Origin of the sequence: Pseudomonas sp. DSV-1, from assembly GCF_035830915.1 — a bacterium.
Lineage (GTDB): Bacteria > Pseudomonadota > Gammaproteobacteria > Pseudomonadales > Pseudomonadaceae > Aquipseudomonas.
Window position 1 is genome coordinate 640,358 of sequence record NZ_JAYMYG010000001.1, and the last position, 22,747, is coordinate 663,104.

The window sequence follows — 22,747 nt, forward strand, 5'->3', positions numbered from 1 at the left end:
AACGGCGGTTTTATTGGGGTGTGCTGGCTGGCGCAGCTTTGTCGAGTTTGACTTCAAACCCATATTCGACAGGGTTCAGGGTTGTGCGTGCATAGCTTTCAAGTTGAGTCGGCTGACCATAAAAGTAATGCACGTCGAACACTGGCGGGCCATCTGGCTCGGCGCTATGGCTGACAGCTAACACTTCCTTCAGGTAGTTACCCGTGCCGTCTTTTGCATAAAAGCGCCAGGCTTCTTCCGGGAACAATTTTTGATCAACGATCAGGGTATTGCCTTTGAGCTCAAGGCCTTTGGGCAGGTGGGCGACATCCAGTACCTGCTTGTCTATGTCCGCGATAAACAGCGGGATTGAGCCAACCGCATAGGCCGGTGTTTCGGGGAACAGGTTCAGGTCGTAGGTGATGACACCCGCGTTGGGGTCCACATCAAAGGCTTCGATGGGCAGTTCGAGCGGCTCGCTGCGGTTGCCATTTTCATCTTCGGCAAAGAAGGTCACGGGTGCGTCGGATTTTTGCGGGAGCGCCCCGAGCATTTCGTCGTTGAAGGTGGCCGGGTGGCTGAACTCAAGGGTTGCCGCGCTGGCATCGTCCACTGACTGGCTGATCACCACGCTCTTTTCCAGTTGCTCCGGGTCAAGGGTGGCGTTCTTGAGGTAGTTGGCGGCCTGGTCGTCATACACCACAACGTTGATCGGGAGCGCCTGAATCTCTTTGCCCACCACGTTTTTGTCGAGCTTGAGCACTGGCAGGTCGAGGGATTTGCGGGTGACATTGGCCGTGGAGAAATCGAGCACGTTGATATCGACACTCTCTACCGTGCCGTTGAAGTACACCTTGCTGTAGTGGTGAGGGTGCTTTTGCTCAAAGGCTTGTTGCTCGTTATCCAGTTGCTGCTCAAAAGCCTCGCTCCAGGCGGTTTGCTTGAGCATTTCGGCCAGTTGCTGCTGATAAAAGGCCAGTTGTTCGGCGTTTTCGTTAATCGAACCCGAGCGCGACAGAAACTGTCCGGAGTGGTCGCGGGCCTGGATGATCAGCGGGTTGAGCGGGGTATCTCGTACCTGTTCTGCCAGCGGGGCGCTGTTGACGATATCCACTTCGGCATAGTTTTGACCCAGCGTCAGCAGGGTCACGCTGATTGTGCCGTCGGTACGGGTTTTGCCCACATCCTTGGCATTCAGGTTGAAGTTGACCACCTTGCCTGGCGCGATCACTTCCACTTTGCCATGCAGGATCAGGGGTTGAGGCTGTCGAGTGTTCTCGACCTCAAGCCCGTCAATGTAGGGGTAAGTGACGGTCAGGTCGTCCGGGTTGCTCAGGTTGGCGCTGGAGGGGCTTAGCTGGATGCCTGGATCGGTTTCAGACCACTCGGGAGCAAAGGGCACCACCTGCTTGTTGCTCAGGGTCACGGACTGCCATTCCAGCGCGTGGGGGAACGGGAATTCGGACGCGCTATTGAGCGGGAACGGGAAGACGGGTTCCAGGTCCGTCAAGTAATCGGAGCTGGAGTTTTTACGCAGCACAAACAGACCGTTGATATAGGTATCGCTTAACGCCTGGCTGCTGGGGTAGTGCTTGAGCAGTGCAAGGTCGTCCGTGGCGTATTCGGTCTCGATGGGTTTGTCTTGAAGCTTGAGGCGCGCACGCTCCAGCAACAGCAAAGAACCGCCCAGGTCGGCGATTGCATCTTTGAGCTGTTGATCCTTGATGGTGTCCAGGCTCTGTTCAAACGCAGCACTGCGTTCTTCCAGAGTGGCCTGCTGGTGTTCGTCGTCAGGCGAGCAGCCGGCAATGGCGAGCACAGCCATCGAAAACCCAAAACAGGCCAAGGGAAATCGCAGATCCATGGTTCGGTTTTCCTGTCCGTAAACAATGCTTGAGAGGAGGACACTAGCAGAAAATGTTTTTACAGGCTGTTTCGAAGCCTTTAACTATGCGGTTTTCTCACTGATATACTCGCGCCCATTTTTTTAATTCCTGTGAGATTCAATGGAACGCTTTATCGAAAACGCAATGTACGCCTCGCGCTGGATTCTGGCGCCTATTTACTTCGGGCTCTCGCTGGGTCTGTTGGCTTTGGCGTTGAAGTTCTTTCAGGAAGTGTTTCACGTAATCCCCAACGTGTTCGCGTTAAGTGAGTCGGATTTGATCCTGGTCATTTTGTCGCTGATCGACATGGCGCTGGTGGGCGGCCTGTTGGTGATGGTGATGATTTCCGGCTACGAGAACTTCGTCTCGCAACTGGATATCGACGACCACAAGGAGAAACTCAGCTGGCTGGGCACCATGGACTCAACCTCGCTGAAGATGAAAGTGGCAGCGTCGATCGTGGCGATCTCCTCGATTCACCTGCTGCGAGTGTTCATGGATGCGCGCAATATCGAGACCGAGTACCTGATGTGGTACGTGATCATTCATATGACCTTTGTGGTATCGGCCTTTGCGATGGGCTATCTGGATAAATTGACCAAACACTGACCCCAAGCCTGTGTGCGCACACGAACCCGGGCTGCGAAGGCTTTGGGGGCTGTGGTAGTCTGCTGGCCCTTTTTTGGTTCCGGGTGTTCGGGGGCTGCGGTTAACGTGGCATTTTCCGGGCACCCCCACAGCGGAGCAGTGTTATGTCCGAAGTAAATCTGTCGACCGACGAAACTCGTGTTAGCTATGGCATTGGCCGTCAGCTGGGCGACCAACTGCGCGACAACCCGCCACCGGGCATCAGCCTGGATGCAATCCTGGCTGGCCTGACTGACGCTTTCGCGGGCAAGGAAAGCCGTGTAGGTCAGGAAGAAATGTCGGCCAGCTTCAAAGTGATCCGCGAGATCATGCAAGCTGAAGCGGCTGCCAAGGCAGAAGCTGCTGCAGGCGAAGGCAAGGCATTTCTGGCTGAAAACGCCAAGAAAGACGGCATCACCACCCTGGCTTCCGGCTTGCAATTTGAAGTTGTGACTGCAGGTGAAGGCGCCAAGCCATCCCGTGAAGACACTGTACGTGTTCACTACCACGGCACCCTGATCGACGGCACTGTGTTTGACAGCTCCTACGATCGTGGTCAGCCAGCTGAGTTTCCGGTTGGCGGCGTGATTGCCGGTTGGACTGAAGCCCTGCAACTGATGAACGCCGGCAGCAAATGGCGCATCTACGTGCCGAGCGAACTGGCTTACGGCGCCCAAGGCGTTGGCAGCATTGCTCCGCACAGCGTGCTGGTATTCGACGTTGAGCTGCTGGACGTTCTGTAAGAACCCGGTGCTTTAACGTTGGCTGCGGGTTTGCTGGCAAACCCGCAGCTGCACCGGCCACGTCATATGTGTATTTTGGCGTGGTGCTGATGAGTGTCAGTCGTGCCGCAAGGGCGCAATGCCCGGGCGTAGCAAAATAGAAACAAATTGCGCACCAGCTCCTTGAGCACTACCGGTTCGCTTGAGTTGAGCCCGCTGAAATCCAGGTCGCCCTGGTCCTGCAGTTCGTTCAGCGCTTCTTCTTCCAGTACCGCACAGACTTCCCCGGTTTCCCGATGCAGGATTCGCAGATAGGGGTGTGGACGGTCCAGCCAGGCATCAATTAAATAAGTCATGGTCGTCATCTCCTTGATGAATACCAATGAGAATAATTCTTATTCAATTAATAGCAAGTGCCTATTGGCGGATTTATCGTCTTTGTGCGTTAGAGCTGCTGCGGATCAAGGTTGCTGGCTTTTTGATATTGCGCGGGAGTGTTGCGAGGGAAGTTGCACCTTCCTGCGCTAAACGCAGGAAGGAAAGCAACTGGATCAGACTTTACGCACGAACTCGGATTTGAGTTTCATGGGGCCGATACCGTCGATCTTGCAATCGATATCGTGGTCGCCATCGCACAGGCGAATGTTTTTGACCTTGGTGCCCACTTTGACCACCAGGGACGTGCCCTTGATTTTCAGGTCCTTGATGACGGTGATGGTGTCGCCGTCGGTCAGTACAGTGCCTGCGGAGTCCTTGTAGACTTTTTCATCGCTGGCTTCTTCCGCTACGCCATTGGCAGACCACTCATGGGCGCATTCCGGGCAGATCAGCTGGGCGCCGTCTTCGTAGGTGTATTCGGAATTGCATTTTGGGCAGGGCGGCAACGTGCTCACTAAAGCTCCTTAAGAGTCAGGATGGCTAAAAGGCGCGCATTATATAGGGTTTTAGTGCGGGGCGGGGAATGGCGGGGCAGATTGACCGTGTGGGAGCGAGCAAGCCCGCTCCCACAGGCAGTCAGTGCGTGCGCGCTACTGCAAATTCGCTCAGCTCAACCAGTGCGTCGCGGTATTCGCTTGGCGGCAGGGCTTGAAGGCAAACAATTGCGCGGGCTACGTAGTCACGAGCCAGTTGAGCGGTGTACTCCAGCGAGCCGGAGGCCTCAACGGCGGCACGAATGCTCTCCAGGTCTTCAATGCCACCTTTCTGGATGGCCTTGCGCACCAGGGCTGCCTGTTCAGGTGTGCCTTCGCGCATGGTGTAGATCAGTGGCAGTGTCGGCTTGCCTTCGGCCAGATCGTCACCGACGTTCTTGCCCAGGGTTTCGGCGTCGCCGCGGTAGTCGAGCAGGTCATCCACCAACTGGAACGCTACGCCCAGGTGATCGCCAAAGGTTCGCAACGCTTCGCTTTGTTCTGGCGTGGCACCGGCCAGTGCTGCGGCACTGTGGGTCGAAGCCTCGAAGAGCATCGCGGTTTTGCCGCGAATGACTTCCATATAGGTTTCTTCAGTGGTGCTGGCATCGCGCACTTTGGACAACTGCAACACTTCGCCTTCGGCAATGATGCGGGTGGCTTGCGACAGGATTTTCATCACTGGCATCGAGCCCAGCTCAACCATCATTTCGAAGGAGCGCGAATAGAGGAAGTCGCCAACCAGAACGCTGGGCGCGTTGCCCCACGTTGCATTGGCTGTTTTGCGTCCACGGCGCATGCCCGACATGTCGACCACGTCGTCGTGCAGCAGGGTGGCGGTGTGCAGGAACTCGATGGTCGCGGCCAGCAGGCGCATATCGTCGCCTTCGCGGCCAAGGGCCTTGCCGCACAGCAGCACTAATAAAGGACGCAGGCGTTTGCCGCCGGCTGAAGTAATGTAGTCGCCGATTTTTGAGACCAGCGGTACGCGTGAAGTCAGCTGCTTCTTGATGATGCCATCGACGGCGCTAAAATCGTCCGCCACCGCGCGGTAGAAAGCTTGGGGTTGCATCAGCGACAGGTGCTCCAGAAGGGTTGCGCGGCATGCTAGGTCGGGGGGCTGGGCCTGTCAAGGCGCGATAGACGGCCTCTTGCAACCCCGGCATGGCTTGCGTACAATCGCGCACCCTGAACTTCCTGGGCAGCACCTGCCTTACGCAATTGCACTTGGGCCGTTCCAGCCCCATGCAGCCATGCCAGCCAATACCTTTACCTATAAAGCGCTGGGTGAGCAGGATTATCGGAGAAATACCATGTCGTACGCAGTAATCGTTACTGGTGGCAAGCAATACAAAGTAGCTCCAGGTGAATACCTGAAGATCGAAAAACTGGAAATCGCTACCGGCGAATCCGTAACTTTTGATCGCGTTCTGTTGGTCGCCAATGGCGATGACGTGAACATCGGCGCTCCAGTTGTTCCTGGCGCCACTGTTGTTGCTGAAGTGATCTCCCAAGGTCGTCACGATAAAATCCGCATCATCAAGTTCCGTCGTCGTAAGCACCACATGAAGCGTATGGGCCACCGCCAGTGGTACACCGAGATCAAAATCACCGGTATTCAGGCTTAATTTCAGCCTAATTCCTCACTAGGAGAATTGACTCATGGCACACAAAAAAGCTGGTGGTAGTACCCGTAACGGTCGCGACTCAGAAGCCAAACGCCTTGGCGTGAAGATGTATGGCGGCCAGGCTATCATTCCGGGCAACATCATCGTGCGTCAGCGCGGCACCCAATTCCACGCTGGCTACGGCGTTGGTATGGGCAAAGATCACACCCTGTTCGCGAAAGTGGAAGGCGTGATCAAGTTCCAGGTTAAAGGCGCCTTCGGTCGTCGCTATGTAAGCATCGTTCCGAAGACTGCAGTCGTCGCGGCGTAATAGCTTGGTAGCTGGAAGAGCCCTGTCTTGCGACGGGGCTTTTTCGTTTGTGGGGTGAGTCTCTTGCAAAACTGTTTGTATGGGCTGCTGGCGCTGGATTTTACGGTCGTTGATTGAGGTCGCTGCGCTCATTTTTGCAAGAGTCTTATGTCTTGGTTTTTATCGGCTCGTCCTGATGACGAGAGGCGTGTTTTGTTATGAAGTTTGTTGATGAAGTATCGATCAAAGTAAAAGCAGGCGACGGTGGTAACGGTTGCATGAGCTTCCGTCGTGAGAAATTCATCGAAAACGGTGGTCCGAACGGTGGTGATGGTGGTGACGGCGGCTCGATCTACATGATCGCCGACGAAAACCTCAACACCCTGGTTGATTACCGCTACACCCGTCACTTCGATGCCCAGCGCGGCTCGAACGGCGGCAGTGCAGATTGCACGGGTCGCAAGGGTGAGGATCTGGAGCTGCGTGTTCCGGTCGGCACCACGGTGATCGATGCGGGTACTCAGGAAATCATCGGCGACCTGACCAAGGCCGGCCAGCGTTTGCTGGTGGTTCATGGTGGTTGGCACGGTCTGGGCAACACCCGTTTCAAATCCAGTACCAACCGGGCTCCACGCCAGACCACTCCGGGTAAGCCGGGTGAGCAGCGTGACCTGAAACTGGAGCTGAAAGTGCTGGCTGACGTTGGTCTGCTGGGCTTGCCGAATGCCGGTAAAAGTACCTTTATTCGTTCGGTGTCTGCGGCCAAGCCAAAGGTGGCGGATTATCCGTTCACCACGTTGGTGCCAAACCTGGGTGTGGTCAGCGTGGATCGCTGGAAGAGCTTTGTGATTGCCGATATTCCCGGCTTGATCGAAGGTGCTTCTGATGGTGCGGGCCTGGGGATTCGCTTCCTCAAGCACTTGGCGCGTACCCGTCTGTTGCTGCACCTCGTCGACATGGCGCCGGTTGAAGGCAGTGAAAGCGCTGCTGATACCGCAGAAGTCATCGTCAACGAGCTGACCAAGTTCAGCCCGTCTCTGGCTGAGCGTGATCGTTGGTTGGTCTTGAACAAGTGCGATTCGTTGCCGCAAGACGAGCATGATGCGCGTGTTAAAGAAGTGGTCGATCGTCTGGAATGGACGGGTCCGGTTTACGTGATTTCGGCCATCGCCAAAATCGGTACCGACAAGCTGTGCCACGACATCATGCGTTATCTGGAAGATCGTGCTGACCGTCTGGCCAATGACCCGGCCTACAAGGAAGAGTTGGCTGAGCTTGATCAGCGCATCGAAGATGAGGCGCGTGCGCAGTTGCAAGCGCTGGATGACAAGCGTGCCCTGCGCCGCAGCGGCGTGAAGAGTGTCCACGACATCGGCGACGATGACTGGGATGAAGAAGACGTTGAAGACGATGATGGTCCTGAAATCATTTACGTCCGCGACTGATTCGTTGCAGTAAACTACAGCGCCGCTCAATGAGCGGCGTTTTAGCATCTACGAGTTGGTAATCAAAAATAATTCCATGGGTAGCGCTCGGTCGCGCTGCTCTCAGGCATAGGTTGGATGATGATGCGGAGCAAGGTGACGGGTGCGCAGCGCTGGGTGGTCAAGATCGGCAGCGCGTTGCTGACAGCGGATGGCAAAGGCCTGGATCGCGTAGCGATGGGGGTTTGGGTCGAGCAGATGGTGGCGTTGCACGAGGCTGGCGTTGAGCTGGTGCTAGTGTCTTCGGGTGCGGTTGCGGCCGGTATGAGTCGATTGGGCTGGACGGTGCGACCGAGTGCCATGCACGAACTGCAGGCGGCTGCGGCCATTGGTCAGATGGGTCTGGTGCAGGCCTGGGAGTCGAGCTTTGCCGAGCACTCCCGGCATACTGCACAAATCTTGCTGACCCATGACGATCTGTCTGATCGCAAGCGTTACCTCAACGCCCGCAGTACCTTGCGTGCGCTGGTGGAGTTGGGCGTGATCCCGGTCATCAATGAAAATGACACGGTGGTCACGGACGAAATCCGCTTTGGCGACAACGATACGCTGGCGGCGCTGGTGGCCAATCTGGTCGAGGCGGACCTGCTGGTGATTCTGACCGATCGCGACGGCATGTTTGATGCCGATCCGCGCAATAACCCTGATGCAAAAATGATTTACGAGGCCCGTGCCGATGACCCTGCGCTGGATGCAGTGGCGGGCGGTACGGGTGGTGCGCTGGGTCGTGGCGGCATGCAGACAAAGTTGCGTGCAGCGCGTCTGGCGGCCCGTTCGGGTGCGTATACCATCATCGTGGGTGGGCGTCTGGAGCGTGTGCTGGATCGTCTGAAGGCTGGCGAGCGCCTGGGTACGTTGCTGTCTCCTGAGCGTGGCCTGCTGGCAGCGCGCAAGCAGTGGCTGGCCGGGCACTTGCAGACCCGCGGCACGCTGGTGCTGGATGAGGGGGCTGTCGCGGCCTTGTCCAAGGGCAATAAAAGCTTGTTGCCGGTAGGGGTCAAGGCGGTTCAGGGCGGTTTCCGTCGTGGAGAAATGGTGGTGTGTGTGGCGCCGGACGGGCGAGAAATTGCCCGTGGCCTGGCTAACTACAGCGCTGCGGAAGCGCAAAAAATTATTGGGCAGTCATCGGATGCGATTGTCGGCTTGCTGGGTTATATGGCGGAGCCAGAGCTGGTTCATCGCGATAACCTGATCCTGGTTTGAATGTGAGGTGTGGCATGCGCTTGATTGGCGGTTTGTTGGGGTTGATGTTGGCGATGCCATTGCTGGCGTCGGCTGAAGAAATTGGCACGGTGTCGACGGTATTCAAATTTGTCGGGCCGAACGATCGCATTGTGGTCGAGGCGTTCGATGATCCGAAGGTCGATGGCGTGACCTGCTACTTGTCTCGTGCCAAGACGGGTGGCATGAAGGGCGGGCTGGGTTTGGCTGAGGATCGCGCCGAAGCTTCGATTGCGTGCCGTCAGACCGGTCCGATCAGCTTCAAGGGTGAGCTCAAGGATGGTGAAGAGGTGTTCAAGGAGCGCACTTCGCTGGTGTTCAAGACCATGCAGGTGGTGCGTTTCCTCGACAAGAAGCGCAATACGCTGGTGTATCTGGTGTACAGCGATCGCCTGATCGAAGGCAGCCCGCAGAACGCGGTGACGGCGATTCCTATCTTGCCGTGGGCGCACGAGTAACGGGTCTCAATTAAAAAAGCTGCGGTTATCGCAGCTTTTTTTTGCCCATTTTTTACTGTGTTGGTGCTTTGACGCTTTGACGTTTTTGTAGTTGCTGACGAGCGTTGTGTTCAGAAGGGGGGCAAATCACAGGCAATAAAAAACCGACCCTGAGGTCGGTTTTTTAAAAAGCTTATCGCTTAAGCGGCGGTCGCAAGGTTCAAAGCCTTGACGTGGCCATTCAGGCGGCTCTTATGGCGAGCAGCTTTGTTCTTGTGGATGATACCTTTATCGGCCATACGGTCGATAACAGGAACAGCCAGAACATAAGCAGCTTGCGCTTTAGCAGCGTCTTTTGCGTCGATGGCCTTAACTACATTCTTGATGTAGGTACGAACCATGGAACGCAGGCTGGCGTTGTGGCTGCGACGCTTCTCAGCCTGTTTTGCACGTTTTTTGGCGGAAGGTGTGTTGGCCACCGTCGAGCTCCTCGAAAGACTTTTGGGAAATAACAAACAAAATAGGCCGCGAATCATGCCGATGACGAGAACTCTTGTCAAGGGCGTTTGATGCGATCCGCTGAGTGGTGGATCGAGGCAGACGGGATATTTATTTCCGGCGCTTGACCTGTAAACTCGCGAGCTTGGCTCTGTGCTGTTGCGGCGCGCAGTATCGCATAAGTGGGCGCTTTGTTCGCCTGCTCTTTCTCTATAGGCAAAAACTCTTTCAATGAACCTGCTCAAGTCGTTGGCTGCCGTCAGCTCAATCACCATGATTTCCAGGGTTCTGGGCTTCATTCGCGACACGATCATTGCGCGTGCCTTTGGTGCCGGGATGGCCACGGATGCGTTCTTTATTGCCTTCAAACTGCCTAATTTGCTGCGCAGGATTTTCGCTGAGGGTGCTTTTTCCCAGGCTTTTGTGCCGATTCTGGCGGAATACAAGAGCCAGAAAGGCGAGGAGGCGGCCCGTACATTTGTCGCGTATGTCGCCGGGCTTTTAACCCTGGCACTGGCCATTGTTACCGTACTGGGCATGGTCGCTGCTCCCTGGGTCATCTGGGCAACCGCCCCGGGCTTTGCCACGACCCCGGAAAAATTCGAGCTGACCAGTGACATGCTGCGGGTCACGTTCCCTTATATATTGCTGATCTCGCTGTCATCGCTGGCGGGGGCGATCCTCAATACCTGGAACCGATTTGCAGTGCCGGCCTTCGTGCCGACCCTGCTCAACGTCAGCATGATCATTTTTGCGCTGTTCCTGACGCCGTATTTCGATCCGCCGATTATGGCGCTGGGTTGGGCGGTGCTGGTCGGCGGCCTGGCCCAGCTGCTGTTCCAGCTGCCCCATCTGAAGAAAATCGGCATGCTGGTGCTGCCGCGCCTCAACCTGCGTGACACCGGCGTCTGGCGGGTGATGAAGCACATGGTGCCGGCCATTATCGGTGTCTCGGTCAGCCAGATTTCGCTGATCATCAATACGATATTCGCGTCTTTCCTTGTTGCGGGCTCCGTGTCCTGGATGTACTACGCAGACCGCCTGATGGAGTTGCCGTCAGGAGTGCTGGGCGTGGCGCTCGGGACGATCCTGTTGCCGACCCTGTCCAAAACCTACGCCAATAAAGATCGCCAGGAATATTCGCGGATTCTCGACTGGGGATTGCGCCTGTGCTTTGTATTGGTGCTGCCGTGCTCGTTGGCGCTGGCCATTTTGTCCGAGCCGCTCACCGTTTCGCTGTTCCAGTACGGTCAGTTCACCGCCTTTGATGCGGCCATGACCCAGCGTGCATTGATCGCGTATTCGCTTGGGTTGCTCGGGATTATCATGATCAAGGTCCTGGCACCGGGTTTTTATGCGCAACAAAACATTCGAACGCCGGTGAAAATTGCGATTTTTACCCTGGTGGTGACGCAGTTGCTCAACCTGGTATTTATTGGGCCTTTGCAGCACGCCGGTTTGGCGTTGGCCATTAGCGTGGGTGCCTGTATCAATGCCGGTTTGCTGTTCTGGCAGTTGCGTCGCCAAAAGTTGTTTGTCGCGCAACCGGGCTGGACCAAATACCTGTTCAAGCTGGTGTTGGCGGTGCTGGTGATGTCCGGGGTATTACTGGGCTTGATGCATCTGATGCCAGCCTGGGATCACGGCAATATGCTGGAACGGTTTATCCGTCTGGGCGGGTTGGTCATCGCGGGCGTGCTGGCTTATTTCGGCATGCTGCTGCTGTTGGGCCTGCGTTTGAAAGATTTCGCACGCAAGTCTCTTATGTAAGGTAATTGCAGGTCAGACGTCGATTTTGTCGAATTGACCTGATTTGCCGTGCGCTGTTGCCTGTCGTACCGGGCTGGGTGTGGTTATAATCGACCACTTTATGAGCAAGAAGCGCGTTATGCAGCTGGTTCTAGGCCTTCACAATCTGCGGCCCCAGCATCGGGGCTGCGTCGCCACTATTGGCAACTTTGACGGTGTACACCGTGGTCACCAGGCTATCCTGGGTCGGCTGCGTGAGCGTGCGCTGGAGTTGGGCGTGCCCAGCTGCGTGGTGATTTTTGAACCGCAGCCGCGCGAGTTCTTCAATCCAGATACGGCTCCGGCACGTCTGGCCCGGTTGCGCGACAAGCTGCAACTGCTGGCCGACGCCGGGGTTGACCGGGTGCTGTGCCTGGCGTTTAACCAGCGTCTGTGCAAGCTCAGTGCTGCCGAGTTCGTCGATACCATTCTGGTCGATGGCCTGGGTGTGCAGCACCTGGAGGTCGGTGACGACTTCCGTTTTGGCTGCGACCGGGTTGGCGACTTCGACTTTTTGCAGCAGGCCGGCCAGATGCAGGGCTTTACCGTCGAGGCGGCGCAAACGGTCGAGCTCGATGGTGTGCGAATCAGCAGCACCAAGGTACGTGATGCCTTGGCTGATGCAGACTTCTCCCTCGCAGAGCGTTTGCTGGGACGCCCTTTTCAAATTACTGGCAGGGTATTGCACGGGCAAAAACTGGCGCGCCAATTGGGTACGCCGACCGCCAATATTCAGCTCAAACGTCGCCGTGTTCCGTTGACCGGGGTTTACCTGGCCAGCGTCGACATCGATGGCAAGACCTGGCCCGGCGTCGCCAACATTGGCGTCAGGCCAACCGTAGCAGGGGATGGCAGCGCCCATCTTGAAGTACATCTATTGGATTATGCCGGTGACTTGTATGGCCGGCGCCTGACCGTGGCATTCCACCACAAGCTGCGTGATGAGCAGCGTTTCGCCTCCCTGGAGGCGCTCAAGACGGCAATCAATGCGGACGTCGCCGCCGCCCGAGCCTATTGGCTGGGTCAACCGCTTAAAAAGAGCCTGAAATGACCGACTACAAAGCCACGCTAAACCTCCCGGACACCGCCTTCCCAATGAAGGCCGGCCTGCCACAGCGCGAACCGCAAATTTTGCAGCGCTGGGACAGCATTGGCCTGTACGGGAAGTTGCGCGAGATTGGCAAGGATCGTCCGAAGTTCGTACTTCACGACGGTCCTCCATACGCCAACGGCACGATTCACATCGGTCATGCGCTGAACAAGATCCTGAAAGACATGATCATCCGCTCCAAGACCCTGTCGGGTTTTGACGCGCCGTACGTGCCGGGCTGGGACTGTCACGGTTTGCCGATTGAGCACAAGGTTGAAGTGACCCACGGTAAAAACCTGCCTGCGGATAAAACCCGCGAGCTGTGCCGTGCCTACGCGACCGAGCAGATCGAGGGTCAGAAAGCCGAGTTCATCCGCTTGGGTGTTCTGGGTGACTTCGCCAACCCTTACAAAACCATGGACTTCAAAAACGAAGCCGGTGAAATCCGTGCCCTGGCCGAAATCGTCAAGGGCGGATTCGTGTTCAAAGGCCTCAAGCCTGTGAACTGGTGTTTTGATTGCGGTTCGGCCCTGGCTGAAGCGGAAGTCGAGTACCAGGACAAAAAGTCCGCGGCCATCGACGTTGCCTTCCCGGTTGCCGATGAAGCCAAGCTGGCCGAGGCCTTTGGCCTGGCAGCCCTGAGCAAGCCGACAGCGATCGTGATCTGGACCACTACCCCGTGGACCATTCCGGCCAACCAGGCGCTCAACGTACACCCGGAATTCACCTACGCGCTGGTCGACGTGGGCGACAAGCTGCTGGTACTGGCTGAGGAGCTGGTCGAGTCCTGCCTGGCGCGCTACAACCTGCAAGGTTCGGTCATCGCGACCACAACCGGTGCAGCGCTGGAGCTGATCAACTTCCGTCACCCGTTCTATGATCGCCTGTCGCCAGTTTACCTGGCCGAGTACGTTGAACTGGGCGCTGGCACGGGCGTGGTTCACTCCGCCCCGGCTTACGGCGTAGACGACTTCGTGACCTGCAAAGCCTATGGCATGGTCAACGATGACATCATCAACCCAGTTCAAAGCAACGGCGTGTATGTGCCATCGCTGGAGTTCTTCGGTGGCCAGTTCATCTGGAAGGCCAACCAGAACATCATCGACAAGCTGATCGAAGCCGGTGCGCTGATGTTCACCGAAACCATCAGCCACAGCTACATGCACTGCTGGCGCCACAAGACTCCGCTGATCTACCGCGCGACTGCGCAGTGGTTTATCGGTATGGACAAGCAGCCGACGACCGGCGACACCTTGCGTACCCGTGCGATCAAGGCCATCGAAGACACCCAGTTCGTTCCGGCATGGGGTCAGGCTCGTCTGCACTCGATGATTGCCAATCGTCCTGACTGGTGCATCTCGCGTCAGCGCAACTGGGGCGTGCCGATCCCGTTCTTCCTGAACAAGGAAAGCGGTGAGCTGCACCCACGTACCGTCGAAATGATGGAAGAAGTGGCCAAGCGCGTTGAGCTCGAAGGCATCGAAGCCTGGTTCAAGATGGACGCTGCCGAGTTGCTGGGCGACGAAGCGCCGTTGTACGACAAAATCACCGATACGCTGGACGTGTGGTTCGACTCGGGCACTACGCATTGGCACGTTCTGCGCGGTTCGCACCCGATGGGTCACGAGACCGGCCCGCGTGCCGACTTGTACCTCGAAGGTTCCGACCAGCACCGTGGCTGGTTCCACTCCTCGTTGCTGACCGGTTGCGCCATCGACAACCACGCGCCGTACCGTGAACTGCTGACCCACGGCTTCACCGTGGACGAGGCTGGTCGCAAGATGTCCAAGTCCTTGGGCAACGTGATTGCACCGCAAAAGGTCAACGACACCCTGGGCGCCGACATCATGCGCCTGTGGGTTGCCTCGACAGATTACTCGGGTGAAATCGCGGTTTCCGACCAGATCCTGCAGCGCAGTGCTGACGCCTACCGCCGTATCCGCAACACCGCACGCTTCCTGCTGTCGAACCTGACCGGCTTCAATCCGGCTACCGACATCCTGCCTGCCGAAGAAATGCTGGCACTGGACCGTTGGGCCGTGGACCGCGCGTTGCTGCTGCAGCGTGAGCTTGAGCTGCATTACGGCGAGTACCGCTTCTGGAACGTCTACTCCAAAGTGCACAACTTCTGTGTGCAGGAGCTGGGCGGTTTCTACCTCGACATCATCAAGGACCGCCAGTACACCACGGGTGCCGACAGCAAGGCCCGTCGTTCGTGCCAGACCGCGCTGTTCCACATCTCCGAAGCGCTGGTGCGCTGGATCGCGCCGATCCTGTCGTTCACCGCAGACGAGCTGTGGCAATACCTGCCGGGCGAGCGTAACGAGTCCGTCATGCTCAACACCTGGTACGAAGGCCTGACTGAATTGCCGGAAGGCGCCGAGCTGGGTCGCGCCTACTGGGAACGGATCATGGCGGTCAAGGTTGCGGTCAACAAGGAAATGGAAAACCTGCGTGCAGCCAAGGCCATTGGCGGCAACTTGCAGGCTGAAGTGACCTTGTTTGCCGAAGATGAGCTGGCAGCTGACTTGTCCAGACTGAGCAACGAACTGCGCTTTGTACTGATCACTTCCACCGCCAGCGTTGCACCTTTTGTGCAAGCTCCAGCGGATGCCGTGGTGACCGAAGTCGCCGGTCTCAAACTCAAAGTGGTCAAGTCCGCCCACGCCAAGTGCGCCCGTTGCTGGCACTGCCGTGAAGACGTCGGCGTGAACCCGGAGCATCCGGAAATCTGCGGTCGTTGCGTCGACAACATCAGCGGCGCCGGCGAGGTACGTCACTATGCCTAACACCAGCACTACCGGGCGCTTCGGGCGCCTGGGCTGGCTCTGGTTGACCTTGTTGGTCCTGGTCATTGACCTGACCACCAAGGTCTACTTCGACAACTCGCTGCAGATGTATCAGCAGATTGTAGTGATCCCTGATCTCTTTAGCTGGACCCTGGCCTACAACACCGGCGCGGCTTTCAGCTTTCTGGCTGACAGTGCCGGCTGGCAGCGTTGGCTGTTTGCGCTGATTGCAGTCGTGGTCAGTGGCGTGCTGGTTGTCTGGCTCAAGCGTCTGGGGCGCAATGACACCTGGTTGGCCATTGCCCTTGCCCTGATTCTGGGTGGCGCATTGGGTAACCTCTATGACCGGATTGTTTATGGTCATGTGGTCGATTTCATTCTGGTGCATTGGCAAAATCGCTGGTACTTCCCTGCGTTCAACTTCGCCGACAGTGCGATTTGCGTAGGTGCCGTGATGCTGGCGCTGGATATGTTCAAAAGTAAAAAGTCCGGAGAACCCGCTCATGACTGAACAGCGTATTGGTCAGAACACGCAGGTCACTCTGCATTTCGCATTGCGCCTGGAAACAGGCGACACCGTTGACAGCACCTTCGACAAAGCCCCGGCTACTTTCAAGGTGGGAGATGGCAGCCTGCTGCCTGGTTTTGAGGCCGCGTTGTTCGGTTTCAAGGCGGGTGACAAGCGCACGCTGGAAATCCTTCCGGAAAACGCTTTCGGCCAGCCCAACCCGCAAAATGTGCAGGTTATTCCACGTTCGCAGTTCAAGGACATGGAGCTGTCGGAAGGCTTGCTGGTGATTTTCAACGACGCGGCCAACACCGAGCTTCCGGGTGTGGTCAAAACCTTTGATGACGAGCAAGTCACCATCGATTTCAATCACCCGCTGGCAGGCAAGACCCTGACCTTCGACGTGGAAATCAAAGACGTTAAAGCGCTGTAATTCAGTGCCCGGCTGCGGCCGGGCCTGATTGGCATTATTTTTCTGCGCGTCTCACGAGGCCTAGCATGCATATCAAACTCGCCAACCCCCGTGGCTTCTGCGCTGGGGTGGACCGTGCGATTGAAATCGTCAATCGCGCACTGGAAGTATTCGGTCCGCCTATCTATGTTCGCCACGAAGTGGTGCACAACAAATTTGTCGTCGAAGACCTGCGCTCCCGTGGCGCGATTTTCGTCGAAGAGCTGGACCAGGTGCCGGATAACGTCATCGTGATCTTCAGTGCCCACGGGGTTTCCCAGGCCGTGCGTGCTGAGGCTGCGGGCCGTGGTCTGAAAGTATTTGATGCAACTTGCCCGCTGGTCACCAAGGTGCATATCGAGGTCGCGCGCTATAGCCGTGACGGTCGCGAATGCATCCTGATCGGCCACGCGGGTCACCCGGAAGTCGAAGGCACCATGGGTCAGTACGATGCCATTAATGGCGGCGCGATCTATCTGGTCGAAGACGAAAAAGACGTCGCCAATCTGCAGGTCAGGAACCCGGAAAAGTTGGCGTTTGTGACCCAGACCACCTTGTCGATGGACGACACCAGTCGTGTGATCGATGCCCTTCGTGCGCGCTTCCCGGCCATTGGCGGGCCGCGCAAGGATGATATCTGCTACGCCACGCAAAACCGTCAGGATGCGGTCAAGCAACTGGCCGATGAGTGTGATGTCGTATTGGTAGTGGGCAGCCCGAACAGCTCCAACTCCAACCGCTTGCGCGAACTGGCTGAACGCATGCAGACCCCGGCCTACCTGATCGACGGTGCCGAAGATCTGCAAAAAAGCTGGTTCGACGGCGTGCAAAGCATTGGTATTACCGCTGGTGCTTCTGCACCTGAAGTGCTGGTGCGTGGCGTGATCCAGCAGCTTCACGCCTGGGGCGCTACCGGTGCCGATGAGTTGGCTGGCCGCGAAGAGAATGTCACGTTCTCCATGCCCAAAGAGCTGCGGGTTCGCGCCATTACTTGATCCATCGCGCATAACGCCTGTGCAGCCTGATCGCTGCGCAGGCTGATGCGCCCGCTTTTTGCCAGCACCACCTGATAGTGGCTCTGCGCAGTCCTTGCCTGACAAACATGCAGCGTTCCTGCCTGAAAAGCACCTTTGCTCAGCAGTGGCTCCCCCAGCGGACTAAATCGCACATAGTGTTTGACCGGCGTATTGCCCGCAATCGGTATGCGTCCACTGCCTTGTGTCTCGACCAGGACCGGGTTGCTCCTGTCGAGATGTCCCTGGCCACTCACGTCCAGAATGGTCCTCCAGCCTTGGCTCCAGTCCTCATTCACTGCATGAACCACCACATATTGATGGCGTAGCAATGCTTCAGTGCGAGCGTTGCGCAGGCTGCTGGCTAGCTGTTCGGCAGTGACCTGGCGACGCTGGCCCTCTGTGAGCGCGCTATAGGCCGGGCTGGCAAATCGGGCGGTGATCGCCACGATCATCAGCGACAGCAGTACCGAGGTCAGGCTCATACCGCGTTGATACACAGTGGCCTCCTTGGGTGGTTGTGGTGTGCTTTCTCGGTATAGCTGATCCGGTATCTGCTGATGCCCGGCAATGGTTTCATCATGTTTGTGTTTCTTGTATGAGTTATGGCTTACGAAGTCAGGCGAAAAAATCTGTCTGCCTTTCCAGATTGCGTCTTACCTGTAAGGCCCGAGAGTGAGGCTAGGCTTTTGTCTGGGCGACACAGGGCGTGTCGTCGACCCCAACGACACGGAAGACACAGATGCCTCGGTTACATAAGAAACGCCAAGCCGGAATGACTTTGATCGAAGTGCTGATCGCATTGCTGATTCTGTTTATCAGCCTGCTAGGCAGCGCCGGTATGCAGCTCAATGCCCTGAAGCACACTGCCAGTGCGTTAGTGAGTACCCAGGACAGTTTTATTGCTTACAGCAGGCTGGACCAGATCCGCGCTGAATCAGGCGCTGATTACCCGATTTCGCGGCTGAATCAAATCAACCTGATTGTTGGCGATACGATCGCCGCAGCATCGTGAGCAGTACACGCTCGGGTTTTGGCCTGATCGAACTGATGGTGGCGCTGGCGCTGGGCTTGCTGGTGGTGTTGGGGCTGACGCAGGTGTTCTTGGGTGCTCGTGAAACTTACCTGACTCAGCGCTCATCGGCGCAGATGCAAGAAGATGCCCGTTATGTACTGAGCAAGCTGGCCCAGGAAATCCGTATGGCAGGCATGTTCGGTTGCCTTTCGACTGATCGCATTGTTGATGCTCCCTCGCAGTTTCAAACGCCTGTCACCTGGCAGGATGCGTCGCTTTCCATGATCAGCGCAGACATAGGGCTGCAGGCGGCCCGGCCGGACTGGACGGTGGTGTCTGACTGCACAACCTCTGCCAAAGCCTACCCCGGTGCGCGATTATCTTTAGCTCCTGGCGAAACTGGATTCCCTGTACGTGAGTTGTTTTACCGCTTTGAAAATGGGCAGTTGAAGGTTGGCCCCAATAAAGCAGTGCTGCTCGACAATGTTGCTGCGTTTAACGTGAGTTTTGGCGTGGCCGGTTCGACGGGCACGCAGTCGGTGCTGCGCTATGAAGATCGTCCGAGTAAAACTTCCAGCATCCGCAGTGTGCGTATCGGGCTGACATTGCGTGACCCAGGGGGACGAGTCAGGGATCAGGCCTATCAGCTGGTTGTCGCTTTGCGCAATCGGCTGGCTTGGGGCGGTTTCCCTTGAGCGCCCAGCGCGGCATGGCGCTTTTGGCCAGTCTGGTATTCATGTTGTTGCTTGGCGTAATCGGTATGGCCTCTATGGCCAGTGCGGCACGGCAGGAAAAAATGGCTGCAGGCGTCCAGCACCTCAATCACTCATTCCAGGCAGCGGAGGCGGCACTACGTAGCGGTGAATCCTGGCTTGAAAGTGAATGGAGTGCAGTGTCGGGATGTGCTTCGCCAGTAACGTGCAGCCCGCCAATCGAGGCGCGGACTCAGGCTTTGCCTGCCACCGATCCGATGTCAGGGGTGCGCTGGGTCAGCGTTGCTGACGGGTTGTATGGCGTTCAGAGCCTCGGGCAGAGCGTTGCACCAGCCCACCTTCCAGCCGCTACCGTCACTCATTTGTACCGAGTGACCGGAATTGGTTTGCGCGGACAGTCGCGCACTGTACTGGAAAGTATTTATGCGCGTTATCAAGGTGCAGAAGAGGCGGCGCCCCATCGTTTTCGCAGGGTCGTGTGGCGACAGCTGCAATAGGGAATTCGCAATGCATGGACATGGAGCAGGTTTTACCCTGATCGAATTGATGATCGTAGTAGTGATCATCGGTATCCTTGGAGGGTTCGCTTATCCGTTGTACAGCGACTATGTGAAGCGAGCGTATCGCTCCCAAATCATCGTCCTGCTGTCGGAGCAGGCCCAGCGTCTTGAACGTATTTATACAAAAAACGCGGTATACAGCGGCGGGCATGAACTCAGCTCAGGTAATCAGTACTACGACATTACGTCCGAACTCACAGATCACTCTTTCTTGCTGACGGCGACACCAAAAAAAGGCTCGGCAATGGCAGGCGATCAATGTGGGCACTTTACGCTGGCCCACACCGGTCTTGCAGGGATTGCCCAGGCAGCCCCTGAGGTGACTGCGCAGCAGTGTTGGGGGCGTTAACGATTAATTATGAATGACGGGCTGGATCTATAAATGGCTAGGCAGCAACGGGTGGTGATTGTCGGGGGCGGAGTGATCGGCCTGCTGACTGCGTTTAATCTGGCCGCCGATGTAGAGCAGGTCATTGTGCTGGAGCGTGGCGGTGTAGGGCAGGAATCATCATGGGCGGGCGGGGGTATTGTTTCGCCGCTTTATCCGTGGCGCTACAACTGTGCCGTTACGGCGCTGGCTCACTGGTCACAAGATTTTTACCCGCAACTGGCCAAGCGTCTGTTTGCCTCGACGGGCATCGATCCCGAAGTGCACACCACCGGCCTGTATTGGCTGGATCTTGAGGATCAAGCCCAGGCGCTGGAATGGGCCCGGCGTGAGGGGCGGCCACTTTCAGCTGTGGATATGTCGGCGGTTGACGACGCTGTACCGGTGCTTGGTGGCGGTTTTTCTCGCGCAATTTACATGTCAGATGTGGCCAATGTGCGTAACCCGCGGCTGGTGAAGTCGCTCAAGGCGGCCCTGCAGGCAATGCCCAATGTCACGATCCACGAGCAATGCGAAGTGCTGGGGTTTATCCGCGAAGGCGATAAAGTTGCGGGTGTGAACACGGCTCAGGGTGAAATTCGCGGCGATCAGCTGGTGTTGTCGGCGGGTGCATGGAGCGGTGAATTGTTGAGCGGGCTGGGGCTTGAACTGCCTGTAGAGCCGGTCAAGGGCCAGATGATCCTGTACAAGTGCGCGCCCGACTTTTTGTCGTGCATGGTGTTGGCAAAAGGGCGCTATGCCATTCCGCGTCGCGACGGCCATATATTGATCGGTAGTACGCTGGAGCATGAGGGGTTTGATAAAACTCCTACGCAGACTGCTCTTGATAGCTTGAAAGCCTCGGCGGTCGAGCTTATTCCTGCACTGGCTGATGCCGAAGTAGTAGGGCATTGGGCGGGCTTGCGCCCGGGTTCGCCGGAAGGCATTCCCTATATTGGGCGTGTTTCGGGTTTTGACGGGTTGTGGCTCAACTGCGGGCATTATCGCAACGGGTTGGTTCTGGCTCCGGCTTCCTGCCAGTTATTTGCAGATTTGTTGCTGGGGCGTGAGCCGATCATCGATCCGGCACCCTATGCGCCAGAGGGGCGGATTTAAACATCCCTGCCTGCAATCATATTTGTGGGAGCGGGCTTGCTCGCGATGGCGTCAGCGCGATACACATGACAATCCGGGCAATCAGTATCGCAGGCAAGCCAGTTCCCACAAGAGCCAGCTAGTTGCTGGCACAGGTGCAGGGCGGCTTCTTGAAAATCAATCGCGTGTTTTTGGCCCTTGCTCCAGATGGTTCTGGGTGCAATACCATTCCTGCTGCTGGCTCAGTGCGCGATCCCGTGGCAGATGCACGCCACAGTGGGCGCATCGCACCATAGGCAGGACGCCTGGATCGACCGGCTTTTTAGTCTCGGCCAGATTGGCTTTGTATTTGCGCCAGAGCCACACACCAGCAGCAATCAGAGCAGCCCAGATCAGTAAACGAAGCATGGTTATTCGCTATTCGAGAAAAGAGGCCTCAGTTTAGCCAAGGACTTGGCAGGCGCACAGCGCCAAATCGAACATAAAAAAAGAGCCCCGAAGGGCTCTTTTTTTTGGCACCGAACAATCAGTCGAACAGGCCAAGGGTCATGTAGCTGAACCACGAGCGGCTTTTACCTTCCGCTTCAGGCTCTGGTATTACCTCACCATCGGCATCTTTAGGCTTCAGTTCGGCCGGAATTGCATCCTTGGCGTCCTGATATTGCTTCTGGATGTCCATGTTTGCACGGGTTTCACCCGGTGGCAGCGGTGTGCTGGACTCGATCAGGCCCAGGGTTGCCTTGCTCAGCCAGGAGCGGCTGTCCGACTCGGAAGTCTGCGGCACAAACTGACCGTCAACCAGGCTTGGGTGATCAGGGTAGTTGGCTTTGAGCACTTCAAGGCTGGTGCTGGCCAGTTGGTCAAGGTGCATGCGCTGGTAGGACTCGACCATCACCGCCAGGCCGTCACCGACCGAAGGGGTTTCCTGGAAGTTTTCGACCACGTAGCGACCACGGTTGGCTGAAGCTACATAAGCCTGACGAGTCAGGTAGTAATCAGCTACGTGGATTTCATACGCTGCCAGAAGGTTGCGCAGGTAAATCATGCGCTGCTTGGCATCAGGTGCGTAACGGCTGTTCGGGAAGCGGCTGGTGAGCTGTGCGAACTCATTGTAGGAGTCGCGCGCAGCGCCAGGATCGCGTTTGGTCATGTCCAGCGGCAGGAAGCGCGCCAGCAGGCCCACATCCTGGTCAAACGAGGTCAGGCCTTTAAGGTAATAGGCATAATCAACGTTGGGGTGCTGTGGATGCAGGCGGATAAAGCGTTCGGCAGCAGACTTGGCAGCTTCGGGCTCAGAGTTCTTGTAGTAGGCATAAATCAGTTCAAGCTGGGCCTGATCGGCGTAGCGCCCGAACGGGTAGCGTGACTCCAGGGCCTTGAGTTTGGCGGTAGCACTGGTATAGCTGTGGTTGTCCAGGTCGGCCTGTGCCTGCTGGTACAGCTCGACTTCGCTGAGGTTTTCGTCAACTACTTCTTTAGTCGACGAGCAAGCGGCAGTCAGTGCGAGGATGGCGATCAGCAGCAGGTGTCTCACTTGCATGGCGGCTTGCGTCCCTATGACGGCCGCTGTCTTGGGCGGGTCCGTCCTGTTATGATGAGCGCCCCGTGAAAAGCCTCGGGGCAAAAGACGCCGTATTTAACCACAAGCGCGCAGCCGAAACCAAAGGCTTGGCGCG

General features: G+C 57.0%; 26 protein-coding genes. 18 read left to right on the plus strand and 8 right to left on the minus strand.

The genetic code is table 11. From position 1 onward, the window contains the following. Positions 1-10: 10 nt before the first annotated feature. Positions 11-1,843 carry a hypothetical protein gene (locus tag VSQ83_RS03000; protein WP_326425249.1) on the minus strand — a complete coding sequence of 611 codons (1,833 nt, stop codon included), beginning with the start codon at positions 1,841-1,843 and terminating at the stop codon, positions 11-13. 142 nt (positions 1,844-1,985) lie between these two features. Between VSQ83_RS03000 and VSQ83_RS03005 the strand changes: the two genes are divergently transcribed. After that, on the plus strand, positions 1,986-2,474 hold the full coding sequence (locus VSQ83_RS03005; protein ID WP_019824027.1) for a TIGR00645 family protein: 489 nt from the start codon (positions 1,986-1,988) through the stop codon (positions 2,472-2,474). A 143-nt stretch (positions 2,475-2,617) separates the two neighbouring features. Further along, entirely contained in the window at positions 2,618-3,235 is a 618-nt protein-coding gene (locus tag VSQ83_RS03010) for an FKBP-type peptidyl-prolyl cis-trans isomerase (RefSeq protein ID WP_019824026.1), read from the plus strand. 62 nt (positions 3,236-3,297) lie between these two features. Here VSQ83_RS03010 and VSQ83_RS03015 read toward each other — a convergent pair whose 3' ends face one another. From VSQ83_RS03015 to VSQ83_RS03025, 3 genes are all read right to left on the minus strand, one after another. Continuing rightward, entirely contained in the window at positions 3,298-3,570 is a 273-nt protein-coding gene (locus VSQ83_RS03015) for a PA4570 family protein (RefSeq protein WP_133078597.1), read from the minus strand. A gap of 195 nt (positions 3,571-3,765) precedes the next feature. Then, complete coding sequence (locus VSQ83_RS03020; RefSeq protein ID WP_016779415.1) at positions 3,766-4,107, minus strand: zinc ribbon domain-containing protein YjdM; 342 nt, start codon at positions 4,105-4,107, stop codon at positions 3,766-3,768. A gap of 121 nt (positions 4,108-4,228) precedes the next feature. Further along, entirely contained in the window at positions 4,229-5,197 is a 969-nt protein-coding gene (locus tag VSQ83_RS03025) for a polyprenyl synthetase family protein (RefSeq protein WP_133078596.1), read from the minus strand. Positions 5,198-5,438: 241 nt separating this feature from the next. Between VSQ83_RS03025 and rplU the strand changes: the two genes are divergently transcribed. The 5 genes from rplU (at position 5,439) to VSQ83_RS03050 (ending at position 9,205) form a co-directional block, all read left to right on the plus strand. Next, a complete protein-coding gene (gene rplU / locus VSQ83_RS03030; RefSeq protein ID WP_003443915.1) occupies positions 5,439-5,753 on the plus strand; it encodes a 50S ribosomal protein L21 in 315 nt (104 codons plus the stop codon). A gap of 34 nt (positions 5,754-5,787) precedes the next feature. After that, positions 5,788-6,063, plus strand: coding sequence for a 50S ribosomal protein L27 (gene rpmA / locus VSQ83_RS03035; RefSeq protein WP_003443913.1), 276 nt, complete (start codon positions 5,788-5,790; stop codon positions 6,061-6,063). 197 nt (positions 6,064-6,260) lie between these two features. Continuing rightward, positions 6,261-7,487, plus strand: coding sequence for an Obg family GTPase CgtA (gene cgtA / locus VSQ83_RS03040; RefSeq protein ID WP_019824019.1), 1,227 nt, complete (start codon positions 6,261-6,263; stop codon positions 7,485-7,487). A 123-nt stretch (positions 7,488-7,610) separates the two neighbouring features. Then, on the plus strand, positions 7,611-8,729 hold the full coding sequence (gene proB / locus VSQ83_RS03045) for a glutamate 5-kinase (RefSeq protein ID WP_133078625.1): 1,119 nt from the start codon (positions 7,611-7,613) through the stop codon (positions 8,727-8,729). 14 nt (positions 8,730-8,743) lie between these two features. Beyond that, on the plus strand, positions 8,744-9,205 hold the full coding sequence (locus VSQ83_RS03050) for a CreA family protein (RefSeq protein WP_133078595.1): 462 nt from the start codon (positions 8,744-8,746) through the stop codon (positions 9,203-9,205). 179 nt (positions 9,206-9,384) lie between these two features. On the opposite strand, the gene rpsT is transcribed toward VSQ83_RS03050, so the two are convergent. Then, the gene (gene rpsT / locus VSQ83_RS03055; protein ID WP_003443902.1) at positions 9,385-9,663 is read right to left on the minus strand and encodes a 30S ribosomal protein S20; all 279 of its coding nucleotides are present in this window, start codon (positions 9,661-9,663) and stop codon (positions 9,385-9,387) included. A 250-nt stretch (positions 9,664-9,913) separates the two neighbouring features. Between rpsT and murJ the strand changes: the two genes are divergently transcribed. The 6 genes from murJ (at position 9,914) to ispH (ending at position 17,303) form a co-directional block, all read left to right on the plus strand. Continuing rightward, entirely contained in the window at positions 9,914-11,452 is a 1,539-nt protein-coding gene (gene murJ, locus VSQ83_RS03060) for a murein biosynthesis integral membrane protein MurJ (RefSeq protein ID WP_219260985.1), read from the plus strand. Positions 11,453-11,570: 118 nt separating this feature from the next. Further along, complete coding sequence (gene ribF / locus VSQ83_RS03065; protein WP_219260983.1) at positions 11,571-12,521, plus strand: bifunctional riboflavin kinase/FAD synthetase; 951 nt, start codon at positions 11,571-11,573, stop codon at positions 12,519-12,521. Further along, positions 12,518-15,349 carry an isoleucine--tRNA ligase gene (ileS, locus tag VSQ83_RS03070; RefSeq protein ID WP_219260981.1) on the plus strand — a complete coding sequence of 944 codons (2,832 nt, stop codon included), beginning with the start codon at positions 12,518-12,520 and terminating at the stop codon, positions 15,347-15,349. Before ribF ends, ileS begins: the two co-directional genes overlap by 4 nt. Continuing rightward, positions 15,342-15,860 carry a signal peptidase II gene (lspA, locus tag VSQ83_RS03075; RefSeq protein ID WP_133078591.1) on the plus strand — a complete coding sequence of 173 codons (519 nt, stop codon included), beginning with the start codon at positions 15,342-15,344 and terminating at the stop codon, positions 15,858-15,860. The genes ileS and lspA overlap by 8 nt, the downstream gene beginning before the upstream one ends. After that, positions 15,853-16,290: an FKBP-type peptidyl-prolyl cis-trans isomerase gene (gene fkpB, locus VSQ83_RS03080; protein ID WP_133078590.1), complete on the plus strand. Its 438-nt coding sequence runs from the start codon at positions 15,853-15,855 to the stop codon at positions 16,288-16,290. Before lspA ends, fkpB begins: the two co-directional genes overlap by 8 nt. Positions 16,291-16,355: 65 nt before the next feature. Further along, positions 16,356-17,303 carry a 4-hydroxy-3-methylbut-2-enyl diphosphate reductase gene (gene ispH, locus VSQ83_RS03085; protein WP_019824001.1) on the plus strand — a complete coding sequence of 316 codons (948 nt, stop codon included), beginning with the start codon at positions 16,356-16,358 and terminating at the stop codon, positions 17,301-17,303. Here ispH and VSQ83_RS03090 read toward each other — a convergent pair. Further along, a complete protein-coding gene (locus tag VSQ83_RS03090; RefSeq protein WP_326425253.1) occupies positions 17,204-17,821 on the minus strand; it encodes a GspH/FimT family pseudopilin in 618 nt (205 codons plus the stop codon). The genes ispH and VSQ83_RS03090 overlap by 100 nt on opposite strands. Before the next feature lie 242 nt (positions 17,822-18,063). On the opposite strand from VSQ83_RS03090, the gene pilV reads away from it, so the two are divergent. From pilV to thiO, 5 genes are read left to right on the plus strand one after another with little or no spacing between them, the layout of a single operon-like run. Then, entirely contained in the window at positions 18,064-18,336 is a 273-nt protein-coding gene (gene pilV / locus VSQ83_RS03095) for a type IV pilus modification protein PilV (protein WP_219260977.1), read from the plus strand. Beyond that, positions 18,333-19,031: a PilW family protein gene (locus tag VSQ83_RS03100; RefSeq protein WP_219260976.1), complete on the plus strand. Its 699-nt coding sequence runs from the start codon at positions 18,333-18,335 to the stop codon at positions 19,029-19,031. The genes pilV and VSQ83_RS03100 overlap by 4 nt, the downstream gene beginning before the upstream one ends. Further along, positions 19,028-19,546 (plus strand): pilus assembly PilX family protein, encoded by a 519-nt coding sequence (locus VSQ83_RS03105; RefSeq protein ID WP_374105682.1) that lies wholly within the window; start codon positions 19,028-19,030, stop codon positions 19,544-19,546. Before VSQ83_RS03100 ends, VSQ83_RS03105 begins: the two co-directional genes overlap by 4 nt. Positions 19,547-19,556: 10 nt before the next feature. After that, positions 19,557-19,958: a type IV pilin protein gene (locus VSQ83_RS03110; RefSeq protein WP_133078585.1), complete on the plus strand. Its 402-nt coding sequence runs from the start codon at positions 19,557-19,559 to the stop codon at positions 19,956-19,958. A 33-nt stretch (positions 19,959-19,991) separates the two neighbouring features. Continuing rightward, positions 19,992-21,092, plus strand: a complete 1,101-nt coding sequence (gene thiO, locus VSQ83_RS03115; protein ID WP_219260975.1) for a glycine oxidase ThiO — start codon at positions 19,992-19,994, stop codon at positions 21,090-21,092. 156 nt (positions 21,093-21,248) lie between these two features. Here the strand turns inward: thiO and VSQ83_RS03120 are convergent, their stop codons facing one another. Then, the gene (locus VSQ83_RS03120; RefSeq protein ID WP_219260972.1) at positions 21,249-21,479 is read right to left on the minus strand and encodes a PP0621 family protein; all 231 of its coding nucleotides are present in this window, start codon (positions 21,477-21,479) and stop codon (positions 21,249-21,251) included. Between the two features lie 118 nt (positions 21,480-21,597). Further along, a complete protein-coding gene (locus tag VSQ83_RS03125; protein WP_133078582.1) occupies positions 21,598-22,611 on the minus strand; it encodes an outer membrane protein assembly factor BamD in 1,014 nt (337 codons plus the stop codon). Positions 22,612-22,747: the final 136 nt, after the last annotated feature.

Coding starts and splice junctions, on each gene's coding strand:
- VSQ83_RS03110 (WP_133078585.1), top strand. CDS start 19,557: ATGCATGGACATGGAGCAGGTTTTACCCTGATCGAATTGATGATCGTA.
- murJ (WP_219260985.1), top strand. CDS start 9,914: ATGAACCTGCTCAAGTCGTTGGCTGCCGTCAGCTCAATCACCATGATT.
- ileS (WP_219260981.1), top strand. CDS start 12,518: ATGACCGACTACAAAGCCACGCTAAACCTCCCGGACACCGCCTTCCCA.
- thiO (WP_219260975.1), top strand. CDS start 19,992: ATGGCTAGGCAGCAACGGGTGGTGATTGTCGGGGGCGGAGTGATCGGC.
- VSQ83_RS03050 (WP_133078595.1), top strand. CDS start 8,744: ATGCGCTTGATTGGCGGTTTGTTGGGGTTGATGTTGGCGATGCCATTG.
- proB (WP_133078625.1), top strand. CDS start 7,611: ATGCGGAGCAAGGTGACGGGTGCGCAGCGCTGGGTGGTCAAGATCGGC.
- VSQ83_RS03025 (WP_133078596.1), bottom strand. CDS start 5,197: ATGCAACCCCAAGCTTTCTACCGCGCGGTGGCGGACGATTTTAGCGCC.
- rpmA (WP_003443913.1), top strand. CDS start 5,788: ATGGCACACAAAAAAGCTGGTGGTAGTACCCGTAACGGTCGCGACTCA.
- VSQ83_RS03000 (WP_326425249.1), bottom strand. CDS start 1,843: ATGGATCTGCGATTTCCCTTGGCCTGTTTTGGGTTTTCGATGGCTGTG.
- lspA (WP_133078591.1), top strand. CDS start 15,342: ATGCCTAACACCAGCACTACCGGGCGCTTCGGGCGCCTGGGCTGGCTC.
- ribF (WP_219260983.1), top strand. CDS start 11,571: ATGCAGCTGGTTCTAGGCCTTCACAATCTGCGGCCCCAGCATCGGGGC.
- cgtA (WP_019824019.1), top strand. CDS start 6,261: ATGAAGTTTGTTGATGAAGTATCGATCAAAGTAAAAGCAGGCGACGGT.
- VSQ83_RS03005 (WP_019824027.1), top strand. CDS start 1,986: ATGGAACGCTTTATCGAAAACGCAATGTACGCCTCGCGCTGGATTCTG.
- VSQ83_RS03125 (WP_133078582.1), bottom strand. CDS start 22,611: ATGCAAGTGAGACACCTGCTGCTGATCGCCATCCTCGCACTGACTGCC.
- VSQ83_RS03010 (WP_019824026.1), top strand. CDS start 2,618: ATGTCCGAAGTAAATCTGTCGACCGACGAAACTCGTGTTAGCTATGGC.
- pilV (WP_219260977.1), top strand. CDS start 18,064: ATGCCTCGGTTACATAAGAAACGCCAAGCCGGAATGACTTTGATCGAA.
- VSQ83_RS03120 (WP_219260972.1), bottom strand. CDS start 21,479: ATGCTTCGTTTACTGATCTGGGCTGCTCTGATTGCTGCTGGTGTGTGG.
- ispH (WP_019824001.1), top strand. CDS start 16,356: ATGCATATCAAACTCGCCAACCCCCGTGGCTTCTGCGCTGGGGTGGAC.
- fkpB (WP_133078590.1), top strand. CDS start 15,853: ATGACTGAACAGCGTATTGGTCAGAACACGCAGGTCACTCTGCATTTC.
- VSQ83_RS03015 (WP_133078597.1), bottom strand. CDS start 3,570: ATGACTTATTTAATTGATGCCTGGCTGGACCGTCCACACCCCTATCTG.
- rplU (WP_003443915.1), top strand. CDS start 5,439: ATGTCGTACGCAGTAATCGTTACTGGTGGCAAGCAATACAAAGTAGCT.